11 protein-coding genes and 1 pseudogene are annotated in these 24,745 nt (G+C 65.6%); 2 read left to right on the top strand and 10 right to left on the bottom strand.

The annotated features are described in order from the left end of the window. Nucleotides 1-27: 27 nt before the first annotated feature. The 3 genes and pseudogenes from AC1AYR_RS06930 to AC1AYR_RS06920 form a co-directional block, all read right to left on the bottom strand. Nucleotides 28-96, bottom strand: a pseudogene (locus tag AC1AYR_RS06930) (zinc-ribbon domain-containing protein); the annotation flags it as partial. A gap of 141 nt (nt 97-237) precedes the next feature. Beyond that, nucleotides 238-2,169, bottom strand: coding sequence for an FHA domain-containing protein (locus AC1AYR_RS06925; protein WP_476512068.1), 1,932 nt, complete (start codon nt 2,167-2,169; stop codon nt 238-240). A gap of 85 nt (nt 2,170-2,254) precedes the next feature. Beyond that, a complete protein-coding gene (locus tag AC1AYR_RS06920; protein ID WP_476512067.1) occupies nt 2,255-2,635 on the bottom strand; it encodes a hypothetical protein in 381 nt (126 codons plus the stop codon). Between the two features lie 567 nt (nt 2,636-3,202). Between AC1AYR_RS06920 and AC1AYR_RS06915 the strand changes: the two genes are divergently transcribed. Beyond that, nucleotides 3,203-3,742, top strand: coding sequence for a hypothetical protein (locus tag AC1AYR_RS06915; RefSeq protein ID WP_476512066.1), 540 nt, complete (start codon nt 3,203-3,205; stop codon nt 3,740-3,742). Between the two features lie 170 nt (nt 3,743-3,912). Continuing rightward, entirely contained in the window at nt 3,913-4,518 is a 606-nt protein-coding gene (locus AC1AYR_RS06910) for a hypothetical protein (protein ID WP_476512065.1), read from the top strand. A gap of 29 nt (nt 4,519-4,547) precedes the next feature. On the opposite strand, the gene AC1AYR_RS06905 is transcribed toward AC1AYR_RS06910, so the two are convergent. The 7 genes from AC1AYR_RS06905 to AC1AYR_RS06875 form a co-directional block, all read right to left on the bottom strand. After that, entirely contained in the window at nt 4,548-5,327 is a 780-nt protein-coding gene (locus tag AC1AYR_RS06905; protein ID WP_476512064.1) for a hypothetical protein, read from the bottom strand. A gap of 74 nt (nt 5,328-5,401) precedes the next feature. Beyond that, nucleotides 5,402-12,970, bottom strand: coding sequence for a hypothetical protein (locus AC1AYR_RS06900; RefSeq protein WP_476555149.1), 7,569 nt, complete (start codon nt 12,968-12,970; stop codon nt 5,402-5,404). Continuing rightward, nucleotides 12,970-13,740: a hypothetical protein gene (locus AC1AYR_RS06895; RefSeq protein ID WP_476512061.1), complete on the bottom strand. Its 771-nt coding sequence runs from the start codon at nt 13,738-13,740 to the stop codon at nt 12,970-12,972. The genes AC1AYR_RS06900 and AC1AYR_RS06895 overlap by 1 nt, the downstream gene beginning before the upstream one ends. Next, complete coding sequence (locus AC1AYR_RS06890; RefSeq protein ID WP_476512060.1) at nt 13,737-15,455, bottom strand: serine/threonine protein kinase; 1,719 nt, start codon at nt 15,453-15,455, stop codon at nt 13,737-13,739. The genes AC1AYR_RS06895 and AC1AYR_RS06890 overlap by 4 nt, the downstream gene beginning before the upstream one ends. Nucleotides 15,456-16,041: 586 nt before the next feature. Then, a complete protein-coding gene (locus AC1AYR_RS06885; RefSeq protein WP_476512059.1) occupies nt 16,042-20,193 on the bottom strand; it encodes a DNA-directed RNA polymerase subunit beta' in 4,152 nt (1,383 codons plus the stop codon). Nucleotides 20,194-20,314: 121 nt separating this feature from the next. Continuing rightward, nucleotides 20,315-23,878, bottom strand: a complete 3,564-nt coding sequence (rpoB, locus tag AC1AYR_RS06880) for a DNA-directed RNA polymerase subunit beta (RefSeq protein WP_476512058.1) — start codon at nt 23,876-23,878, stop codon at nt 20,315-20,317. A gap of 150 nt (nt 23,879-24,028) precedes the next feature. Further along, nucleotides 24,029-24,652 carry a hypothetical protein gene (locus AC1AYR_RS06875; protein ID WP_476512057.1) on the bottom strand — a complete coding sequence of 208 codons (624 nt, stop codon included), beginning with the start codon at nt 24,650-24,652 and terminating at the stop codon, nt 24,029-24,031. Nucleotides 24,653-24,745 lie beyond the last annotated feature (93 nt).

Raw genomic sequence — 24,745 nt, 5'->3', positions numbered from 1 at the left:
AGGTGCCGGAACCCCGCCTGGCACCGGTGCGCCGCATCGCTCGCAGAACATCGCGCCGTCAGGCACCGTGTTGCCGCATTGTGTGCATCGTCTCATCGTCTTTCCCCTTCCGCTCGGACCGCTTCGTCTCTCCTCCCATTGTAAAGGCGGCACGCCGCCGATATCGTTGCGGCAGTCAGCCGGATGGTCGTTCTTGAACGTACGGACGGTCAGCTAGAACGAGCGCGCGGCGACCGGCTAGAGCGCGCGGATGACGAACGTGTCGTCGGCGAGCGCGAAATCCTCGCCGCTGGAGAGGTATTCGGTGCCGCCGGACGCCATCTCGCGCCCGCGCACCGAGGTGCCGTTGGCGGAGTCGTTGTCGGTGATGGCGAACCGGCCGTCGTCCATCACTTCGATGGTGGCGTGGATGCGGCTCACGTTCGTGTTGCCGCCCATGTGCAGGTCCGCGGTCTTGGAGCGTCCGATGGTGGCTTTTCGTGCGATCGCGCCGGTCGCGGTGAGTCTGCGCCCGTCACGCAGGCGCGTCACTTCGAATCCGTCGTGTTCGGTCGCGCCGAACAGGCTGGTTTCGCCTTCGCTGTTGTCGGAGTCGGAGCGCGATGCGGCGGCGCCGGTGGTCTGTGCTGCGGGGTTGGTGCGGATTACGGGCTTGTAGACGGACTGGGGGCGCGGTTCGTCGCCGTTGAGTACGGCGGAGAAGTCGCGTTGAGGAGCGTGCCGGGCTTGCGTGGAGACGGGTTCCGGCGTGGGTTCCGGCATGCGCACGGGTTTCGGCGTGGATTCCGACGTTGGTTCCGGCGTGGACGCATGATTCGGCATGGTCTCCGCCCGTACAGGCGCCGCTTCACGCGCAGGCACCGCCGATGCCGCCTGCGCGCGGGACGGCGGCATGGACGGCGCGACCGGCCGGGACGGCGTCGGTTCGGGCGTCCTGACCGGCTGCGGGGTCGCGACCGGTTCGACGGGTCGGGACGGTTCCGCGACCTGCGGCGGCTTCACAGGAGACGGTGACGCTTGTTCCGTCGATTGCGCCGGCCGCGTCGGCTGCGTATGACGGAGCAGGACCGATGCCACGGTCTCGTCGGATGCGACCGGATCCTGGACGACCGGCGACGGTCGGACGATGGGGTTCCGTGCGGCGACCGGCTGCGGCTCGGAGCCGACATGCCTCGGCAGAGAGGACGCCACGGTCTCGTCCGCACCGGACTGGCCGGAATCTGGCACGGTGCGCCGCGGCAGCGAGGATGCCACGGTCTCATCGGATATGACGGGCTGGGGCATGGGACGTTGCCCGAACGATTCGGTCGGACCGGTGGAACCGGTGAAACCGGAACCGGTACCCGTATACGATCCGGTGAATCCCGATCCGGTACCGCCGGTCATATCCGCGACGCCGCGCAACTGCTGCAACGACGACTGTGCGGGCGCGTTCGTGACGACGGCGCTCGCTCCCGGCGCGTCGCCGACGATGGTCGCGCCGAAAGGATCGTCGTCAACAGGAGCACGACGCACGCCGGCGGCGATGGTCGGGGATGCCGCCTGCGTGGGCGAGGATGCCTGCGTGAACGAAGGCCGCGCCGGGTCGCGTCCGGCTCCGACCGGCGAGATAAGTCCCATCGAAGCGAGGAACCCGTTAAACTGGGCGGCGCTCACGGTGGGGTTCTGCGCGAGGAATCCGCCCAATGCCTGCTGCAATCCGATGCCGTTCTGCGATTGCATGCGCACGCGGCGGGCATCGGCGAGGAACGCGAGCAGGGTGTGAACGGTGTTCTTCCGTCCGGCGTCCGCGCCGAAGAACGGAACCAGCGCGAACCGCACGCCGCCGTCAGGACCGACGAACACATGTTTGGGCTCCCACAGCACGCAGACGACGGCGATGCCCTGCGACTCGCACTCCCCCAGCACCGCGGCGGCGGACAGCAACGCGCCCATGTACACGGTGTCGTTCAAGCCGGAACGTGCCGCATCCTGCAATGGAACCGATCCGGTCACATCGTAGTAGCACAGCGTCTCACGGTCGTTCGCCTCGTAACGGAAGGCAAGCATCGCCATCTGGCCCATGCCCAGCCATTGGGCACGCGCATAGTCGAATTCCTCCCCGCGCGTGGCCGTCACCGTCAACGTCTGCGAACCGACCTGCCGGTTCCTCACGATTTTGACCTTCATGGCTCCAGACTACGCCCATCACGGCATGTTTTCAGGTTTCTTCCGCAATCCATCAAGCCTGCTTCCGACGGTCAGACTCCGGTAGTCAGATCCCAGCAAGCGCGACCATGATCGCGGTGAAGACGAGCAGCGTCTCCAACCAGATCAGGGATGCCGCATGCCACATCCACGAGGCTTCCACGCGGTTCTCCGCACATTGGCGTGCCTGCAGCACCTCGCCCGGCAGCCAAGCCCAAGCGAGCCCCATGGCCGATGCCAGCAGCAATCCGGACACCGGTGCCCAACCATGCTCCACGAGCACGATGCCGACCAGTCCGATGGTGGTCGCCATGCCGCCGCCGACCATCGGCTTCGGCGTCGGAGCCCGCTTGCCGCGGGGCATCCATGCGAACGTGAACGCGACCATCATCACATGGAACAGCCATGTCACGCCGGGCAGCAGGAACACGGGCAGCATGAGCGCCATGCCAATCACGGGGGGCGACGCCCAACACGCCCGCCACCAACGACATGGCGTCGAACCCGCCCGAATCGATTCCGAACACGCCGAGCCACCATGGATCCCAGCCGACGTTGCGGCTCGACACGACCCACCACGCCTGGGCCAGCAGGTCGATGACGGTCAGCACGCCAATCATGGCGAGGCGCCAGACCACGCCAGTCATCGTGAACACGCGCCCCGGGGCATCGGACACGATCCGCATATCCTCGTCGAACTGCTTCAACGCGCCGAATCCCCTGAGTCTCACAGACTCTCGCCACTTCGTCGTGAACGTTTCGCCATATCGATACCACCTGTCACCTGTCGGCACGGAAGCGAATCCACGCCGGTACGTCATCGCCGCCGTCGGACGACGTTATTCCACGATTTTCCGAATCTCGCCGACCTTATCCTTGATGGTACCCACATTCGATGTGTCTGATGAGCTCATACGACAACGCGGCGGACCTCAGTGACGGTGATGAACCGTATGATTGCCCCAAGGACGATTTCCAGGGGCAGGGAAGTGAGGGATAGCGGTTGGTGTTGTTCATGCGGTATGTGCTGGTGGGGCGTCTCGAGGACGGTGCCCAGGTGTTCTGGGACACACGGGAGAAGACACCCGTCAAACGCGTGCTGGATCTCGGCGGCGGCCCCGGCTGGGCGCAGGCCGGAGCCGCCGCCGGAGCCGCCGCCGCAGGCGCCGTGCCCGGTCTGATGGTTCTGGTCCATGAGATCGGCCAACTGCTCGCGCCGGAGAAGGGAACACATCACACGTCAACAGTGGATGACGTGACGCTGCTGGCCTTCCTCAAACCGATCACCATGGATCGCGACGAATGGAACACGTACGTGGCGGCGGTCGTGATGTGGATGGTCGGGTTCCTGCTGTATTGGTGCTTCTGCCGTCTCGTGTTCGGCCGTGAGACGACTTATGTCCCGGCCTCGCCCGAGGAGCTGGCGTTCGCCTCCTCCATGCCGGCCACGCAACTGCGCTACATGTTCGGCGGCCCCATCGTCGGCACGCTGTTCCTCATCGCAATATCGGGCTTCCCCATAGCGATGACATGGATGTTCTGGTCGAGCGCGTAATGGGTCGACACCGGCAGATCCACACCTGACTGGATTGGATGGTTGGCCTTCTTCTGGGCGTTCCTCGCCGCATGCTCCCCGATTCTGTTGGCCTTGCGTTTCGTCGGACCGTGGGACTGGCGGGGACGTTTCAGCCCGCACGCGGGCGCCGAACGCTGGAGCCGGCTGAAATGAGCACACTGTTGATGGGGGCCGGGATGGGCCTCATGGTCGCAATCTCGCTCGCATTCATCCTCGCGTTCAACATGAGCCGATTCCGCTGGATCATGGACCACGACATCCACCCGCTGCTCGAAGAACACGGACTACGCGAGCCCGACGACGGATTCGAATCCTCCGGCATCAAGGAGCGCATGGCCGCGTTCCACGCGGACGTCGCGGAGGCATTGGCCGCACCGGAACGCGAACGCGAGGCGCGCGAACGACGGCAGTCCATCACGTTCGACCCGATGGTCGACGAGTCGCCGCTGCCGGCGGGTCCCTACCCGTTCAACCGCCCGACGGCATCCTGGGCGCGCGACATCTACGAGGAAGGCGACTGGACGTACGCCGCCGCATGGGTCAAAGGACGAAGGAAACCACGCGTGGTACGCGAGCAACGCTACGACTCATGGCGCAACGAGGTTCTCGCACGTCATGGCCTGACCGACGCATCGCCCGCCACACTCACACGCATCGAGCACGCCACCACCCGCATACGCATCCTCCACCACACCAGCCAAGCCGAAGCCTACCAACAAGCCTGCCGTAAAACGGCAATCGCAGACAAGAGATAAGGCCGACCGGCACCGGAGCAATCTCACCGTTACCTGCCATCCGGCCGCCAACCTAGCGCACGGCCGACGATCTCGTACATGGTCTTGACGTCGCCGCTGTCGGGCTCGTCCACGACGATCACGCGGTGACCTGCCACATCCTGCGAGGAGAGTCGTCCCGACGAGACCTCCGCCGCGAATCCTTCGCGGATCGTCGTCTCGTCCGCGCTGAACGCGGCGGGATTCGTCCCGTTGAACTGCATGTCCACGATGAACGCGGTTGGATGGAAATCCATGCCGACACGTACCGGCTTGTCGTAACGCAGCCCGTACGCCTGAAGCCCGCCGTACGGGCGCGGCACGGCCATCCAGTTCAACACGTACCGGTTCACGCCGGTCGTGACGGGCGGCACGGGAGGCAACGCGAGTCCGGCGTTCGCCGCGTATTCGGCGAGATGGTCGTCGGCACGCATGTTCACCCGCATCGAGTTCGAATATGCGGTGGCGTCGACGCCACTGGACGCCTTGAACGCGCCCGGGTCGCCAATGGTCGGCTCATAGCGCGCGCCCACCGCTCCGGCGATGCGTTTCACGGTTTTCGCCGGCCATGCATAGGTGGTGCCGACACTCACCTTGCCGGTGGCCCGCCCTTTCGCCTTCGCACGGCTCACGCGGAGGACGACCACGACGATGAGCACAACGATCAGGATGATGAACAGGAACACTCCACCGATGATTGCGAACGGAATCCACAGTTCCTGCTGCGTCATCGGCCTGCACTTGCCGTTCACGCATATCTCACCATCGATTGCAAGATTCAATGCCGTCATCGCTGTCCCTTTCGCTCATCCGATAAGAAAGCGGCCGGACCCTTCCTTGTTCGGACTGGTCCGGCCGCATTCATCTACTCCCTGCCGAAGGGGTTGTCGCGGTAGGCGAGCGACTTCCTTCTGCGGCTGAACGCGACGATCGCGCCGGCGATCGCGGCGATCACGATGATCACGCCGAAGATGATCGTGTTGCGGATCCAGGCGGTGCTCATCGCGTACTGCCACCAGTTGGAGGCGATCGTGATGTTGTCGTAGACGGCGGTCGACTGGTTGCCGGCCTTGTCGACGGTGGTCACGGTGATCTCGTGGCTGGAGCCGTCGGCGGGCAGACGGAACGTCGGCGTGCTCTTGAGGAGCGTGCCGCCGTTCCACGTGGCCTGCGTCTCACCGTCCACGGCGATCTCGGCGGAGGCGACCTGCAGGTTGTCCTTCGCGTCGATGCCCACGCTGCGGCCGTTCTGGTCGAGGTAGACGTTGCCAGAGGTCACGCCGAGCGCGGCGGAGGTCGGGGCGGTCGTGTCGAGCGCGAAGTTGACTTCCGCGTTGGACTTGCGGTCCTCGTCCTTCTTCTCCATCGTGTTCTGCGACAGGTTGCCGGCCTTGTCCTCGGAGGTGAGCTGCACGCGGTAGTAGCCGTCCTCGTTGAACTGCTTCGCGGGGATCGTGTACTCGGTGCGGCTCCAGCCCTTGTCGTCGCTGGTCTTCATCGTGAAGTCCTTGTCGGCGAGCTGCTTGGCGGAGGCGTCCTTGGCGACGACCACGTGCGACTTGCCCTGGTCGAGGCCGGACACGTTGATCTCGCTGACGGTGACGGGCTGCGACTTCTTGATGAAGGCGCCGCGCAGGTTCTGCGTGCCCGCGGTGAACACGTACGTGGAGCCGAAGCGGTTCGCGGAGAACGTCTTCTGCGTCTTGTACGTGTTGCCGGCCATGTCGGTGGCTTCGGCGGTCAGCGTGTACACGTCGTCGATGGCGACCTTGCGCTCGAAGTCGGCGAAGTCGACGACCTGCGAGTTGTCCGTATCCTTCGTGGTGGACTGCGGGAGCTTCTTGTCCTTCAGTTCGCCGCGGTGGGCGCCCTTGAGGGTCCACTTGACCTTGCTCATGTCGATGTTCGTGTCGTCCGTGGTGATGAGCGGCGCGACGGTGCCCGCATACGCGGTCTTGTCCTCCACGCGGTCGATCTTGATGGACGGCTTGGTCTTGTCGATCACGAACTCGGGCTCGCTGACCTCCTGCGCCACGTTGCCGGCGAGATCGGTCGCGGTCGCCTTGATCGTGTAGTGGAGCTCACCGGTGAAGGCGACGTGGTTCGTCCACTCGGTGGACTCGCGTTCGCCGCCCGTGCGGACCCAGCCGGACGCGCCCGGAGCGGGCTGGTCGGCCTTGTTGTCGTCCTTCGCGGTGGTGGTGATCACCGACTCGGATTCGGAGAAGTTGCGCTCCACCTCGCGCACGGTGGCGTTGCGGTCGGCCGAGTAGTACATGCCGTTCTTCACGTTGTTGTTGTCGAACGTGAGGGTCAGCACCGGGGCGACCGTGTCGACCGTGAACTCCTCGTGGATCACGTTGGAGGCGTGGTCGCCCGGATCCGTGTAGGAGGCGTCGACGGTCCAATCGCCGTCCTTGTCTGCCTTGAACGTGGCGACGTAGGTCTTCCTGTCGCCGCTCGGGTTGCTGAAGGAGGCGACGCCGTAGGTGCGCTTCTCCCCGTCGACCGTGGTGGTGACGACCACGCGCGCCGGCTCGTTCTTCAACGAGAAGTCGAAGTTCGATTCGACGAGCGTGACGGTGCCGGTGCGGTGCGCCTTGTAGTACTTGCCGTTGCGCACGTCGTTGTTGTCGTACGCGATGGAGATCGTCGGCGCGACCGTGTCGATGGCGATGCCTTCGACGCCCTTGACGTTGTTGGCGGCCTTGTCGCCGTTCACACCCTCATACTTGTTGAGCGCGCCGGTGTCGACCGGGTTGCCGGCCGCATCGGTGAGGGCGATCGAGGTGTTGCCGAGCGTGAGGCGCTGGCTGTCGCCGTCGAAGCCGAAGCTGATCGAACCGGCGGCGGTGGTGCCCGCGTAGACAGCGGCCGGAGCCGGATGCTCGCTGAGGTCGGAGATCCACTTGTCGAAGCCGAGCTGCGAGAACGCGACGCTCTCCTCGCCCTTGCTGGCGCAGTCATGGCCGTCGGGGCTGTTGGTCGCGGTGGCGGAGCAGATGCCGGAAATCGGGTCGCTGATGCCGTCGAGCGTGACGGTCACGCCGGTGGTCGCGAAGATCCAGTTCCACTTGGCCGGGCTCGTCACCGAGGAGGTGAGGGTGCCGAGCTTCGGAGCGGTCCAGTCCATGACGAACGACTTGTCGTTGGTCTTGGTTTCCGAGCGCAGACCGTTGTAGCTGATCTTCAGGTAATAGCTGCCTTCGACCTCGGCGTTGTTGCCCTTGAGCTGGATCGGCTGGTCGGCGAGCGTCCACGTATAGCCGTTCTTCGTCCACGTGCCGTCGGTGACCTTGAGCTCCTTGATATCGGTCACACCGGTGTTCGGATCCTGCGGCGCGACATCGCCGGTGCTGCCGGCGAGCACGTTGGAGTGGAGCTTGGTCAGCTTCTGGTACAGCGGGAACCACTTGTCGGTGATCTCGTAGGTGGCGCGCGTCTTGCCGCGGTAGTAGTAACCGGGCTCACGCGAGGTCGGGTTGCCTGCGACGTCGGTCACGATCAGCTTTGCATCGTTGTCGTCGTTCACGTCGGCGACGACGGCGGTGTAGTTGATCTTGTCCTTCACCGGGGCACTGAGAATGGGGGCGTTCTTGTGCTCGTTGCCGGCGGCGTCCTTGACGGTCACCGTGATGGCGTTCAAGTCGTAGAAGCCTTCCTGATCGAGCGTGATGGTGAAGACGCCCTTCGCGGCGTCGTAGTTGTCGGCCTGCTTGTCGGTGACGGCGTGGCCGCCGCTAATCGCGTTGCCTTCGAGATCGACCGGAGCCGGCACGGAGAACGTCACCGACTTGTCGTCGATGCCGGAGGTACCAACCTCGTTCTTGACGTTATCGTCGTCGCGCACGCCCGTGGCGGACTGGCCTTCCGGCAGGAGGTCCTTGACGTACAGTTTGATCTTCTGCTCGCCGGCGGCCGCGTACACGTCGTAGGACTTGCCTTTGACGTCGAAGCCCTTGACGAGGGACGTGCCTTCCACGCCTTCGGCACCGGAAATCTTGGCGATCTCGGGGGCGACCTCGTCAAGCGTGAACTTCACATCCTTCGGGGAGGCGAGCAGCACGACCGCACCGTCCGTGAACGGGGCCTTGATCGTGTAGTTGCCGTTGGTCTGGGTCTTGCCCGCGGCGATCTGCTTGGCGAGCGGGACGAACAGCTTGTTCAGCTTGGCGCCGGTCCATGTGAGCGTGGCGGCGTTCGTGTCGATATCGGCATCGGCGATGGTGGCGCTCAGACCGTTCTCGTTCTGGGTGGAGTACTGCACCGAGCTGCCGTCGAACACGTTCGTCGCACCGTATTTGGCCTGGAGGATGGCGGCACGGAACGCGAAGGCCGGATCGTTCTTCACCTTGATGGTGACGGATTCGATGTCCTTCGTGTAGTACTGGCCTTCGTCCTTGACCGACTTGCCGTTGACGAGCGTTTCGGCGGTGCCCTTGGACTTGCTGACGGCCACCTGGTCGGGGATGCCGGTGGCACTGAGCTGCTGCTTGATCTGGGCGAGGGTCAGCGTCTTCGAGTTGGCGTTCGCGCTGGTGGCGATGTCGTCGTCCTTGGTGAACTGCTTCGCGTTGTCGGACACGGTGATCTTCACGTTCGACAGCTTGTAGATGCCGTCACCGTTGTCGCCGAGCTTGGCGGTGTATGCACCGTTGTCGCCCTGCAGCTTGAGATCCTTGGTCGTGGACTTGCCGTCGAAGCCTTCGACGGTCACCTTGGCGGTGACGTCCAGCAGGCCGGCGACGTTGGCGTCGTCCTTGGTCTGGCCTCCCTTGTCGCCCTGCTTGAGCGCGGCGAACAGGTCGTGGGCGGAGAAGGAGATCTCTCGAGAACCGTTGGCGAGCACGTGCTCCTCGCCGTTCACGGTGCCGGTCAGATCGTTCTTGCCTGCCGTGTACTTGAGCGCGGTGAACGACGGCTCGACGTTGTCGATGCCGAGGGAGAAGGACTTGTCGGCTACCTTGTACTTGCCGCCTGCCCGCTTGCCGAGCAGCTGGCGCATGGCCTTGTTCCCGTTGAGCGCGGCGGTGTCGAGGCTCACCGTGTACAGCCCGTTGTCGGTGGCGGACATGAGGTCCTTGGCACCGGCGGCGGGCTTCAGCGTGATGATGTAGTCGTCGCCGCTCTTGACATAGGAGTCGAGCACGACCGAGCCGTAGGCCTGGGCGGCCCCCGTGCTGGCCAGCGTGCTGGCGAGCACCGGGATGCCGGTCTTGGCGGCGGCGTTCCAACGCTTGGCGAAGTTCTTGTTGCCGCTCACCTTGATCTGGATGGTCGGGGTCTTGTCACCCTTGAGGTAGATGGCCTTGTCGGCGGCGCGGTCGTACTCCTTGCCGTTCACGAGGAGCGTGGTGGTGACCTTCGCGTCGGCGGCGGCATCGGCGATGGTGATGGAGGTGATGTCCTTGAGCGGGCCGTCCGCGTCGAGCTTCTTGACGAGGTCGGCGACGGACTGGGAGGGGGTCGCGTTGCCGGTCTGGTCCTCGACGGCGATCTGGATGTCGGACAGCACGTAGGTGCCGGGCTTGTCGAGCGTCAGCGTGTAGGTGCCGTCGCCGTTGTCGGCGAGCTTCTGGGCGGTGCCGGAACCGATCGTGGCGGTGACCTGCTTGACACCCGAGGTCTTGCCGGAATCGTCGGTGCCGTCGGACAGCAGATCCTTCGCGGTGAACACGAGTTCACGCTTGACGTCGCCGTCGCCGGTGCTGAGGTCGCCATCGTCGATGGAATCCTCGGCGCCGTTGTTGCGGTATTCGAAACCGGTGACGGTGGCGGGCACGTCATCGAACAGGAACGTCTTGTCGCCGCCGGTGAACGGCGCGGCGATCGCGATCGTATGGTTGCCGTTCTTCTGCGCGGCGGCGAGACCATCGAACGCGGCGGTGCCGAGGGCCAGCGAGAACTTGCCGTCCTTGCCGGTGACGGTGCCCGCGGTCAGCGCGTACGAGGCGCCGGTGTCGGAGGTTCCGTTGGCGACGATGAGGTCGCCGCTGCCGTCCTTCGGCAGGTTGGCGACGATCTGCTTGAACCACGGGGACGTGGATTCGAACTTCACGGCGTTGACCTTGCTGGTCGCGGCGGAGTCCGGATCGATGGCGACGGAAACGGTGAAGTCCGCGTCCTTGTCGCCGGAGGTGGAGACGAACAGCGTGGTGTCATCGAAGGCCAGCGTGCCGGCGGCCGCGTTGGCGAAATCGAAGTGCGCGGTGTTCTCGGCGTTGTCGGTCGAATCGACGATGGCGTTGGCGAAATCGTAGGCGCCCTGCTCGTCGAGCGTGGCGACCCACGTGCCGTCCGCCTGCTGCTTGGCCTCGATGGCCTTGTTCTGCACGGCGGCGAGCGTGCCGTCCTCGTTGAGTTTCTGGAACTGCGCGTTCACGACGACCTTGGCCACGCCGCTGACGTCATCGGCGGTCTCGACGACGATCCGCGGGGCGGACTGCTTCGCGTTGGCGTAGAGCACCTTGCCGGCGAGCTGCTGGGTGCTGCCCGCGTCCGGCGTGTAGGTCACTTTGCTGATGGTGGGCACGCCGTCGTCGACGGTGAGATCGCCGATGACGGTCGGGTCGACGGTGTTCAGGTACGCGATGGCCGCGTTGGTGAGACGGAGCGAATACTTGCCGAGCTTGAGCTCCTGGTCGAAGCCGAGCTGGAATTCGTTGGCGCTCTTCTCCTGGAGCTTGGCGGCGGGGTATCCTTCCTTGACGGTTCCGTTCGCGTCGACTACTTCGACGACGTTGCCGTTGCCCAGCTGCGCCTTCATCAGTTCGATGCGCTTGGCGAAGTACTGGTCGTTCTTGTTGGACAGGGTGATGCCGCTGATCGAATTGTAGGTGCCGCCGGGCTTGAGGTCGCCGGTCGCGGCGAACGTGATCGTGCTCTTCGCGGCGTCTGAGGTGGCGACGATCACCTTGGCGGCGTTGAAGCCGTCGGCGCGGGCAATCGAATCGAGCGTGACCGGGTCGGAGACCAGTCCGGCGTTGTCGGTGACGGTGACCTGGTACTTGCTCAGGTCATAGGTGGCGTCCGCGGCGAGCGTCCAATGGTAGGTGCCGTCGGTGTCGGCCTTGAGGTCGGCGACCTTCTTGCCGTCCTTGTCGAGGATGGTCACGGCGGAGACGCCGGCGGTGTCGTCGGCGGGGGTGATGGTGAGCGCGTGGTCGCCGGTCACCAGCCATTCGTTGGCGTCGTCCTTGAGTACCGTTTCGCCGGCGGAAAGGGCGATGCCGAGCTTGGCCGGCTTGGCGGGCTTCTCGCTGTCGATGATGAACGACGTGGAGGTCTGGGCTGCGTCGGCGCCGAACGCAGTACCGTTCAGTGCAACCGTATAGGCGGCGTCTTTGGCGAACGCGTCGTTGCCGGCGGCCGCAGCGTCGATCGTCACCGTGTACTTGCCGTCCTTGGTCTGCGCTTCCGCGGCGTCGCCGAAGTTCGCGGACCCGACGGTCAGCAGCTGCGGCTTCGGGTTCTGCGCGGCGAGGATGCGCATGCGCTGGGCGAACAGCGGGTTGGCGTTGGCGATGGTGAACGAGTCGACCTTCTTGGACAGGCTGTTGCCGTTCTTCACCGGCGTCGTGTCGGCGGTGAGCGTGGTGGTTTTGCTGGCGTCGGTGTCGACGATGAGCTTGGCGACGTTCTTCAGCGTGGAGCCGGCCGTCTTGCCGGCGAGTTCGCCGAGGTTCACGGCGTCGGACGTGTTGCCGTTCGCGTCGAACGCCTGCACGTTCAGCGCGGCGAGGCTGTAGACGCCGTCGCCGGGAGCGAACGTGAACACGCCGTTGGCGTCCGGGTTGGCGACGATGCCCTTGTCGGCGGGAATCTGCGCGCACTTCTTGGCGTCGCCCTGCTCCTGCGCGGTGGCGCAGGCGGTCGTGCCGTCGAGGCTGTACCAGCCGGACACCTGCACCTGGGAGGCGCCGGCGGCCGTGATCTTCACGGACCAGCCGTCACCGTTCACCAGATTGTAGGTGACGTCCTGATCCTGGCCGTTCGCGTCCTTCTCCTTGAACGTGGCGGCGTAGGCGGAACCGTCGAGCGTGACGGCGCTCGGCGCGGCCACGCTTGCGGCGGCGCCGGAACCGGTGTTGCCGTTGTTGGTGCCGTCGCCGGTGCCGGTGCCGTCGTTGCCGCCGGCGTTCGTGCCGTCGGAACCGTTCTGCGCGCCGTCGCCGGCGTTCGTGCCGTTCTGCGTATTGCCGTCGCCGGTGCCGGTGCCGTTCGCGTCGGTGCTGCCGGCGTCGCCGGTGTTCGTGCCGTCGGCCGGCGTCTGGGACGTGGTGGCGTCGCCGCTCGTGCTCGCCGGGTTCGCGTAGGCGACGACGGCGTTCGTGCTGGCGATCATCGCGATGGACACGACGCCGCCGAGCAACGCCTTCCACAGCGTGCTACTGGCCTTCTTGGGGCCGGTGGATTGTTCGGTATTCGGATTCATCACTTGTTCTTCCCTCCACGTACCAGAATGGTGCGGGATTCATCATCGTCTTCGGTCGTGTGCTGGTCGGTCTTGCGGAACTGCATGAGCGAGGTCTCCCCCTCGTCGGCGAGTTCGGCGGCCGACGCCATGGCGACCGGGATCTCCACGAAATGATCGTCTAGGTTCGGCGCGTCGAGCTTGGCGCGTGAGCCGAGCACGGTGGATTCGCCGTCGTCCGCGATCGGGGACGGCTTGTCGGCCTGGGACTTGGACTTGGGCGCGGACTTGCCGCGCGTCTTGCCGGACTTGCCGGCGGGCTTGGCCGTATCGCCGTGCGCGTGCTTGCCGGACGCGGCGGAGGCGGCCTGCGGGGCGACCTTCGCGCCCGCGCCGGCGCGCGTCTCGTCGTGCGGCTCCTGCGATTCGCGCGTCTCGCCCGGGTTCGTCGGGAACGAGCCGGAGCCGGTGCCGGTGACCGGACGGAATTCGATGTCGCTGGAACCGGTGCCGGTGCCGGTGCCGGTCGAGCCGGTGCCGGTGCTGCCGTCGGACGCGGAGCCGCGCTTCGCGCCACGCTTGCCGATACGCGCGAACTCGTCGGCGTGCTGCCACTGGCCGCGGCGCACGTGCCGGAGGTCCGCGATCTCGCGGGCCGCGGTGCGGCCGCTCAGCGCGTCACGCACGGCGCGGATGTCGAACACGCGGTACAGCACGACCGCGACGACCGCCAGCACGATGGCCAGCGCGAGGAAGACGACCGCTAGGGTCCTGAAGGTATCGGCGTTCACTTGGCATCCCCCTTGATATCGACGAAGGCGTTGTTGATCGCTTCGATCGTGGGTTGATAGGCCTCGACGGCCTCCTGCTTGGACTTGTCCTGCGCGTCGGTGGTGGGCTCGACCTTGCCGGCCAGATCGTTGGCCTTGCGGGCCAGATCGGCCATGTCGCGCTGTCCGATGCCGTCGGCGCGGAACTTGCGCGGGTAGACGCGCAGCGCGTCGAGCGCGAGGTTCGAGGCCTCGAGACGGATCACGTCGTTGTTCTCCTGGTCGGCGGAGTCGACGAGATCCTTGAGCTTGTTGAAGTACGGCTTGTACTTGCCGCCGTCGTTGCCCTCGTTGATGAGCGGCACGATCTGCGTGTTGAAGTCGGCGATGTCGGCGTACATCTGCGCGACGGACGCGTTCCTGTAGCCCTTGTCGCCGGCAGCGTTGTGCATCCACTGCGAGGCGGCGCGGATGCGCGCGTAGCGCAGCGGATCGGTGTCGGACGAGGCGCCGGCGGACTTGATGCGCGAGCCGGAGTAGTAGTACCAGTACATGCGGCCGGTCGCGTAGCTCAGGTCGGCCCACGCGTTCTCGTCCTTCGTGAGGTCGGAGGCGTGCGTGGTGATCGCCGTGTTGTACGTGCGCTCCTCCTTGTCGGAGAAGCTGCCGTCGGCCGTGTAGCGGGCGATGAGCTTCTTGTACGGCTCGGTGCTGTCCGGCTTGATGTCGATTGCCTTGAGGTAGGCGTCCTGCGAGGCGGTGTCGTCGGAGTTCTGCGCGCCCTGCGCCATCCAGTAGTCGTAGTCGGTGTTCTGCGCGTGGTTGGCGAGCAGCAGCATGCCGCCGGAGAGCGCGAGGCACACGACCGAGGCGATCGCCGTGCCGAGGAAGCCGCGCCACTTGGTGAGCAGCGCGTTGCGGTGGGCGGTGTCCTCCTCGGTGTAGTGGCGCAGCGCGTACGCGAACTCGGCGCACGAGTCGTAGCGCTCGTTCGGATCCTTGCGCGTCGCCTTCGCGATCACGCGCTCCAGGCCCTCGCTCAGTTCCGGACGGATCTGGCGGATCGGCACGATGCCGTTCTTGCGCGGGTGCGAGCCGGTGAGCAGGTAGAACAGGGTCGCGCCGAGCGCGTAGATGTCGGTGCGCTGGTCGACGACGCCGTTCTCGTCGAACTGTTCGGGGGCGCCGAAGCCCGGCGTGCCGAGCTGGCGGTTGTCGCCGATGAGCGGACGCTCGCCCTTGCCGATCTCCAGCGCGATGCCGAAGTCGATGAGCTTGACGGAACCATCGGGCGTGAGCATCACGTTCGACGGCTTCATGTCGCGGAACACGACCGGCGGCTTGCGGCGGTGCAGGTAGTCGAGCACGTCGCACAGCTGGATGCCCCAGTCGACGACGTCCTCCTCCTTCTGCGGCCCCTCCTTCTTGAGCAGGCTCGACAGCGTCTGGCCTTCGACGAAGTCCATGACGACGAACAGCGAGCCCTTCTCCTCGATCAGGTCGACGATGCGCGGGATCGCCGGATGATCGAAACGCTTGATCATGTTCGCCTCGACCGTGAGGCTCTTGATCACCAGATCACGCTGGACGGGGTCGGAGACGTTCCTGATCTCCTTGATTGCCCACTGCTTGTTCAGCGACGAATCCAACGCCAGATAGACGGTCGACATGCCGCCCTTGCCGATCTGCGTCAGGATGCGGTAGCGCTTGCCGACAAGCGTGTTTTCAGCCACCATACGCGCGGCCCCTTCTCAACTTCTCATCTCTAAGTTGCTCGGTCTCCATATGCCTTCACGCCTTCGGCGGCGAGTACGAACAACATCCACGCATACCTCCGGCGACACTGAAGCCAACACTACCCCGGAAAACCGACAAATACGAGGGGCGTAAACGATTACGGACGGCCGCGGTGTCGTTTATGCGACATTCCGTAACACAACGGACCGTCTCGCGTAACGAAACGGGCCGAACCTTCGGACGATCTGTGGACCACCTCGGCCGGTCCGCGGACGGCCCGCCCGGCCCCGCGGACCACCCTCCGGCGCTACGCGCCACCTCCCGCCAGCGGGAGGAAACACCGCCCCCGCCGGCGGGGGCTGTCGGCGAAGCCGACTGGGGGTGGTCCACCACGGCACATAACGAAACAGGCCGGCCCCTCGGACGGTCCGCACCCGCGGACCACCCTCCGGCGCATAACGGAACGGGCCGGGCGGCACATGTGTTGCATGTGCCGCCCGGCCCGTGGGCGGGTTCTCTTATCCGATTCCTATAGGCCCTATATATAAGGACCTATATATAGGACTCGGTTACGAAGACCCGCTCTCAGACGATGGCGGTCGGATCGTCGTCGGCGCCGTTCGCGCCGTCGCCGTCCGCACCGTCGTCACCGGGGAGCTTCAGGTCCGGCAGGTCGACGGAGCCCGAGGCGTCCGCGTCGCCGCCGAAGTCGGCGGAGCCACCCTGATCGTTCAGGAAGTCGTCCGGGTTGAAGTCCTCGCCGAGCTTCAGGTCGCCGAAGTCGATGTTGGAGAAGTCCACATCGTTCATGTCGCCGTCGGTGAAGTCGAGGCCCTCGCCGTCCGCGTCGCCGCCCAGACCGAAGTTCGGGTAGATGGTGTCGCGGATCGCCTTGTCCGGCTCGACCACCGCGTTGCGGTAGCGGGCCAGGCCGGTGCCGGCCGGGATGAGCTTACCGATGATGACGTTCTCCTTGAGGCCCTTCAGGTCGTCGACCTTCTGGTTCAGGGCGGCGTCGGTGAGCACGCGGGTCGTCTCCTGGAAGGAGGCGGCGGACAGCCACGAATCGGTGGCCAGCGAGGCCTTCGTGATGCCCATGAGCTCCGGACGGCCGGAAGCCGGCTTCTTGCCCGCCTGCACGGCGGCCTTGTTGACCTCGCGGAAGCGCTGCTGGTCGACCAGCTCGCCGGGCAGCAGATCCGTCTCGCCGGAGTCGATCACGGTGATGCGACGGCTCATCTGGTGGACGATGACCTCGATGTGCTTGTCGTGGATGTCCACGCCCTGGGAGCGGTACACATTGTGCACCTCCTCCACGATGTTCATCTGGGCGGCGCGCTTGTTGAGGATACGCAGGATCTTCTTCGGATCGACGGAACCCTCGATGAGCTGCGTGCCGGTGGCGACGTGCTCGCCGTCCTTCACCAGCAGCGGGACGCGGCGCGACACGTTGTACGTGATCGGCTTGATCTCGCCGTCCTCGACCGGGGCGCCGGAGTCGGCGTCCGGGGTGAGGATGACCTGGCGGCCGCGGTCGCCGTCCACCACCTTGATGGTGCCGGCGAACTCGGCGATCGGGGACTCGCCCTTCGGCGTACGGGCTTCGAACAACTCGGTGACACGCGGCAGACCCTGCGTGATATCGGAGGCCGAGGCGACACCGCCGGAGTGGAAGGAACGCAGCGTCAGCTGGGTACCAGGCTCGCCGATGGACTGGGCCGCGACGATGCCGACGGTCTCGCCGACGTCGACCAGCTTGTTGGTGGCCATCGACCAGCCGTAGCACTTCGCGCACACGCCGCGCTTGGAGGCGCAGGAGAGCACGGAACGGCACTTGACGAACTCGACGCCGTGGGCGACGAGGTCGTTGAGCACGTCCATCGACAGGGCGTCGTCGCGCTTGTACAGCACGGTCTTGCCGTCGGCCGGGTCGATGACGTCGGCCGCGAGCAGACGGGAGTACGGGCCGCCGTCCGCGTTCTTGACGAGCACGAGGTTGCCGTCGGCATCGCGGTCGGCCACGCGGATGTCGATGCCCTGCTTGGTGCCGCAGTCCTCCTCGCGCACGATCACGTCCTGGGAGACGTCGACCAGACGACGGGTCAGGTAGCCCGACTCGGCGGTACGCAGTGCGGTATCGGCCAGACCCTTACGCGCGCCGTGCTGGGAGATGAAGTACTCCAGCACGGACAGGCCGTCGCGGTAGTTGGACTTCACCGGACGGGGGATGATCTCGCCCTTCGGGTTGGCCACGAGGCCACGCATACCAGCGATCTGGTTGATCTGCATCATGTTGCCTCGCGCGCCCGACTGGACGATGATGGCGAGGTTATTGAGCGGATCGAAGTCGTGCTCGACGGCCTTCGACACCTCGGCGGTGCACTTCGTCCACAGGTCGATGAGCTCCTGACGGCGCTCCTCCTCGGTCAGAAGACCCATCTCGAAGTTGTCGTTGACCTGGGCGGCCTCGTCCTCGTACTTGGCGACGAGGGTGTTGCGCTCGCCCGGCTCGACGACGTCGGAGAACGCGAAGGACACGCCGGACCACGGCGCGCGGGTGAAGCCGAGATCCTTCAGGGCGTCCAGCGAGGCGGCCACCTGGGCGGTCGAGTAGCGGGTCGCGATGTCGTCAACGATCTTCGCCAGACGCTTCTTGCCGACCTGCTCGTTGACGAACGGGTAGTCGACCGGCAGGGTCTGGTTGAACAGCACACGGCCGTAGGACGTGGCGAACAGGGCGGTGCCGTCGTGGAAACGCTCCTCCTTGACGACGGTCTCGCCGTTCTGGGCGTCCGGATCGGCGACCTTGAGCTCGCCCGGCTCCCAGCCGGCGGGCAGCACGAAGTCGGCGGGCACGCGGATGAGCACCTTGGCCTGCATGTCGATCTCGTGCAGATCGAGCGCCATCTCGGCCTCGGCCAGCGAGGAGAACACGCGGCCCTGGCCCTTGACGCCCTCCACCACGGTGGACAGGTAGTACAGGCCGAGGATCATGTCCTGGCTCGGCATGGTCACGGTGTGGCCGTCGGCCGGCTTCAGGATGTTGTCGGAGGCCATCATCAGCGAGCGGGCCTCGGCCTGGGCTTCGGCGGACAGCGGCAGGTGGACTGCCATCTGGTCGCCGTCGAAGTCGGCGTTGAACGCGGCGCAGGCGAGCGGCGGCAGGTGGATGGCCTTGCCTTCGACCAGGATCGGCTCGAACGCCTGGATGCCCAGACGGTGCAGCGTAGGCGCACGGTTGAGGAGCACCGGATGCTCGGAGATGACCTCCTCGAGCACGCCGTACACCTCGGTGTCGCCACGGTCGACCATGCGCTTCGCGCTCTTCATGTTCTGCGCGTAGTTCATGTCGACGAGACGCTTGATGACGAACGGCTTGAACAGCTCGAGCGCCATCGGCTTCGGCAGACCGCACTGGTGCATGCGCAGCGACGGGCCGACGACGATCACGGAACGACCGGAGTAGTCGACGCGCTTACCGAGCAGGTTCTGGCGGAAGCGGCCCTGCTTGCCCTTGAGCATGTCGGACAGGGACTTGAGCGGGCGGTTCGAGGCGCCGGTGACCGGACGGCCGCGACGACCGTTGTCGAACAGGGAGTCGACGGCCTCCTGGAGCATGCGCTTCTCGTTGTTGAGCATGATCTCCGGGGCGCCGAGCTCGATGAGGCGCTTGAGACGGTTGTTGCGGTTGATGACGCGACGGTACAGGTCGTTGAGGTCGGAGGTCGCGAAGCGGCCGCCGTCCAGCTGGACCATCGGGCGCAGGTCCGGCGGGATGACCGGGATCACGTCGAGCACCATGGCCTCCGGCTTGTTGCCGGTGGCCAGGAACGCGTTGACGACCTTGAGGCGCTTCAGGGCCTTGGTCTTGCGCTGCTCGGACGCGTCCTTGATCTCCTCGCGCAGCTCGGCGGCGATGGCCTCGAGGTCGAGGGACTGCAGGCGCTTCTTGACCGCCTCGGCGCCCATGGAGCCCTCGAAGTAGTCCTCGTAGCGGTCCTGCATCTCGCGCCACAGGTCCACGTCGTCGATGATGTCGCCGGGCTTAAGCTTCTTGAACTTGTCGAACACGGCGTTCAGACGCGCGATCTGGTCGTCGTAGCGCTGGCGGATGGCCGCCATGTCGCGCTCGGCGCCGTTGCGCAGCTTGGCCTTCGCGGCGCCCTTGGCCTCGCCGGCCTCCTCGAGCTCGTGCAGATCGGCCTCGACCTTCTTGGCACGGTCCTCGATCTCGACGTCGCGGCGCTTCTCAAAGTTCGCGATCTCGTGGTCGAACTCGTCCTGCAGGTCCGGCAGATCCTGATGACGCTGCTCCTCGTTCACGGCGGTGACCATGTAGGAGGCGAAGTAGATGACCTTCTCCAGGTCCTTCGGGGTCACGTTGAGCATGTAGCCCAGACGGGACGGGACGCCCTTGAAGAACCAGATGTGGGTGACGGGGGCGGCCAGCTCGATGTGGCCCATGCGCTCACGACGGACGCGGGAGCGGGTGACCTCCACGCCGCATCGCTCGCACACGATGCCCTTGAAGCGCACGCGCTTGTACTTGCCGCAGGCGCATTCCCAGTCGCGGGTCGGACCGAAGATCTGCTCGCCGAACAGACCGTCCTTCTCCGGCTTCAGGGTGCGGTAGTTGATGGTTTCGGGCTTCTTGACCTCGCCGTGGCTCCAGCCGCGAATGTCGTCCGCGGTGGCCAGGCCGATGCGAAGCTTGTCGAATGCGTTGACGTCCAGCACTGTTGTTTTCGTCCTTACTTACGCTTGCTTACTGTTCTCGGTTGCTTGCTCGGGGCGGTGCCCGCCGGTCCGTTGCCGGCGGACACCGTCACTGTCGATGCATGATGCGTGTGGCCTGAGCTCACTGGTACTCGGGCTGCGCGGCGGCCTGGTCTTCCTTCGCGGCCGCGTCGGGGCGGGCGCCGATGTTGAAGCCGAGGTCGTCGGAGGAACCGGCCGGATCGTCGTCCTCGTCCTTCATGTCGATGGCCTGGCCTTCGGCGTTCAGGACCTCGACGTTCAGGGACAGGGACTGCATTTCCTTGAGGAGCACCTTGAAGGATTCGGGGATGCCCGCCGGCGGCAGGTTCTCGCCCTTGACGATCGCGCCGTAGACGCGCACGCGGCCGTCCACGTCGTCGGACTTGGTGGTCATCATCTCGTGCAGCGTGTACGCGGCGCCGTAGGCCTCAAGGGCCCACACCTCCATCTCGCCGAAGCGCTGGCCGCCGAACTGCGCCTTGCCGCCCAGCGGCTGCTGGGTGATCATCGAGTACGGGCCGGTGGAACGGGCGTGGATCTTGTCGTCGACCAAGTGGTGGAGCTTGAGCATGTACATGTAGCCCACGGAGATCGGACGCGCGAACGGCTCGCCGGTGCGGCCGTCGAACAGCGTGGCCTTGCCGTCCGGGCCGACCAGACGGTCGCCGTCGCGGTTCGGCAGCGTGGTGGACAGCAGGCCCTTGAGCACGTCCGGCTTGACGCCGTCGAACACCGGGGTCGCGACCGGAGTGCCCGGCTCGGCCTTCTCGGCACCGGCGGGCACGAGCTTCTTCCACTCGGCCTCCATGTTCGGGTCGAGGGAGATGTCCCAGCCGGAGTGCGCGATCCAGCCGAGGTGCAGTTCGAGCACCTGGCCGAGGTTCATTCGGGACGGCACGCCGAGCGGGTTGAGCATGATGTCGACCGGGGTGCCGTCGGCGAGGAACGGCATGTCCTCCTCGGGCAGGATGCGGGAGATGCAGCCCTTGTTGCCGTGGCGGCCGGAGAGCTTGTCGCCCACCGTGATCTTGCGGTGCTGGGCGATGTAGACGCGGATCATCTGGTTCACGCCGTTGGGCAGCTCGTCGCCGTCCTCCTCGGCATCCTCGCGGGTGATCTCCTTGACGCCGATGACGGTGCCGGTCTCGCCGTGGGGCACACGCAGCGAGGTGTCGCGCACCTCGCGGGACTTCTCACCGAAGATGGCGCGCAGCAGGCGCTCCTCCGGGGTCAGCTCGGTCTCGCCCTTCGGCGTGACCTTGCCGACGAGGATGTCGCCGGCCTCGACCTCGGCGCCGATGCGGATGATGCCGCGCTCGTCGAGGTTCGCGACCGCGTCCTCGCCGACGTTCGGCAGGTCGCGGGTGATCTCCTCGGCGCCCAGCTTGGTCTCGCGGGCGTCGATCTCGTACTCCTCGATGTGGATGGAGGAGAGCGTGTCGTCCTGGACGAGACGCTGGGAGATGATCACGGCGTCCTCGTAGTTGTAGCCGTTCCACGGCATGAACGCGATGAGCAGGTTCTTGCCGAGGGCCAGCTCGCCCTTCTCGATCGCCGGGCCGTCGGCCATCACGGTGCCGGCCTCGACGCGCTCGCCGTCGTGGACGATCGGGCGCTGGTTGTAGCAGGTGGTCTGGTTGGAACGCTGGAACTTGGCCAGCTTGTAGGAGCTGGTCGTGCCGTCGTCGTTCATCACGCGAATCATGTCGGCGGAGACGTAGGTGACCACGCCGTCCTTCTCGGACTTGATGACGTCGCCGGAATCGTTGGCGGCGCGCCATTCGGAGCCGGTGCCGACGAGCGGACGCTCGGATTCGATCAGCGGGACGGCCTGGCGCTGCATGTTGGTGCCCATGAGCGCTCGGTGGCCCTCGTCGTGCTCGAGGAACGGGATCAGCGAGGCGCCGAGGGAGACCATCTGGCGCGGGGAGACGTCCATGTAGTCGACCTGGCTGACGGGCACATCGACCGCCTCCTCCTCGCCGACTCGGGCGAGGGCCTCGGACTTGACGAAGTTGCCGTTCTCGTCGAGCTCCTGGTTGGCCTGGGCGATCGTGTGGTCGAGATCGCGGTCGGCGGTCATGTACTCGACCTCGTCGGTCACATGGCCGTCGACGACCTTGCGGTACGGGGTCTCGATGAAGCCGAACGGGTTGACGCGGCCGAAGGTCGCCAGCGAGCCGATGAGGCCGATGTTCGGGCCTTCAGGGGACTCGATCGGGCACATGCGGCCGAAGTGGGACGGGTGCACGTCACGCACCTCCATGGAGGCGCGGTCGCGGGACAGGCCGCCGGGGCCCAGCGCGGAGAGACGACGCTTGTTCGTCACGCCGGACAGCGGGTTGTTCTGGTCCATGAACTGCGACAGCTGGGAGGTGCCGAAGAACTCCTTGATGGTGGCGTTCACCGGACGGATGTTGATCAGGGACTGCGGGGTGATCGCCTCGGCGTCCTGCGTGGTCATGCGTTCACGCACGACGCGCTCCATGCGGGACAGACCGGTGCGCAGCTGGTTCTGGATCAGCTCGCCGACCTGGCGGATACGGCGGTTGCCGAAGTGGTCGATGTCGTCGACGTCGACGCGCAGATCCACGTCCTGGCCGTCGCGCTTGCCCGGGAAGGTATCCTTGCCGTCATGCAGCGTGCACAGGTACTTGATCGTCGCGATGATGTCCTCGCGGTGCAGGGAACGGTCGTTGACCTCGTTCTCCAGACCCAGCTTGCGGTCGATCTTGTAGCGGCCGACGCGGGCCAGATCGTAGCGCTTCGTGTTGAAGTAGAAGGACTCGAGCAGGTTCTTGCCGGCGTCCGGGGTCGGGGTGTCGGCCGGACGGATCTTGCGGTACAGGTCGACGAGGGCCTCGTCCTGGGTCTGGAGGGTCTCCTTCTCCAGGGCGTCGAGCACCAGCGGGTAGTCCTTGAACGCCTCGCGGATCTCCGGCTTGGTCATGCCGATGGCCATGAGGAACACGATCGCGGACTGCTTGCGCTTGCGGTCCACGCGCACCTGCGGCTGGTCCTTCTTGTCGATCTCGAACTCAAGCCACGCGCCGCGCGACGGGATGATCTTCGCGCCGAAGACCTCCTTGTCGGAGGTGCGGTCCTGCTGGCGGTCGAAGTAGACGCCCGGGGAACGCACGAGCTGGGAGACGATGACGCGCTCGGTGCCGCCGATGATGAACGTGCCGTGCGCGGTCTGCAGCGGGAAGTCGCCCATGAACACGGTCTGGGACTTGATCTCGCCGGTCTCGCCGTTCTCGAACTCGGCGTTCACGTACAGCGGGGCGGAGTAGGTGTAGTCCTTCTCCTTGCACTCCTGGACCGTGTGACGCGGCTCCTCGAAGTACGGGTCGGAGAAGGTCAGGGACATGGTCTGCGCGAAGTTCTCGATCGGGGAGATCTCGTTGAAGACCTCGTCGAGGCCGGAGACGTGCGGCGTGGTGACCGTGCCGTTCTCCTCATCCTTCGCAACGCGCGCCTTCCAGCGGTCGTTGCCGATCAGCCAGTCGAAGCTGTCGGTCTGCACGCCCAGCAGGTAGGGCACGTCGATGGGTTCCTTGATGGAACCGAAGTTCACGCGGTCCGACGCCTTGTGCAGGTCGATGTCGTGCTGGTCGGCGCGTGCGGTGATGGTGGTGGTGTTCGTCGTAGCTTCAGTAGCCAATGGACGTTCCTTATCGCTCGCTATGTGTTCGTTTTCCCCGTGAAGCAAGCATGGCCACCATATGCCTATGCGAGCTTCGTCGTGTGGAGGCATGCCCGCAATATGACACACCATATGCAAATTACAAACAATAGCGGTATGTAAGGACTTTCACTGCACTTCGATATTGACCTTCTCACTGGTCACTTTCGGCGCGTTCTTGAGGCTCAGCTGCGCGGTGTACGCACCCCGCTCCACCTTCGGCAGATCGTCCTGGTTCTCCACGCACTCCGACCCCGTGCGGTTCGCCCCCCAGGTGAGCGTCTGCACGTCCTTGTCGCCCTTCGCCATGAGCAGCATCCTCGCGTCCACCGGGCAGGAGTCGGACGTCCACACGGTCTGCCCGTTCGACGTGATCGTGAGCACACGCCCCGAGTCGGACGCGTCGATCAGGCACGAATCCGCGCCCTCATGCGCAATCGTCGCGACGAACTCCATCGAGCCGCCGACCGGCACGGTCGCGGCCTGCGCGGTGAGCGTCAGACGCGTGTCCTTCGCGGAACAGTCCTTCACGCCGGTGCTGCGGTGCGGCGTGGGCGCGGTGTCGCGCTCCAGCGAGGAGCGGTTCACGGAACCGTACGTCGCACGCCACACCGCGCCGACGCCGCGCGAGACGCTGTACCCGCAGAACACGAGCAGCGCGAGCGCCAGCAGCAGCGCGATGCCGACGACGATGCGGCGGCGACGGTAGATCGCCCGCTGTCGTTTGCTCAACTTGCGCTTCGTTCCGCCCATGACATCCCTTCGCACGATGATCGACTGTGGTGAGTTGACGTCCGACGCGCCGATTCCGACGCGCCGCGATGATTTCAGTGTACGAACCCGTCT

This window comes from Bifidobacterium sp. LH_417, assembly GCF_056357035.1.
This window is presented reverse-complemented; position numbering and strand designations above follow the sequence as displayed.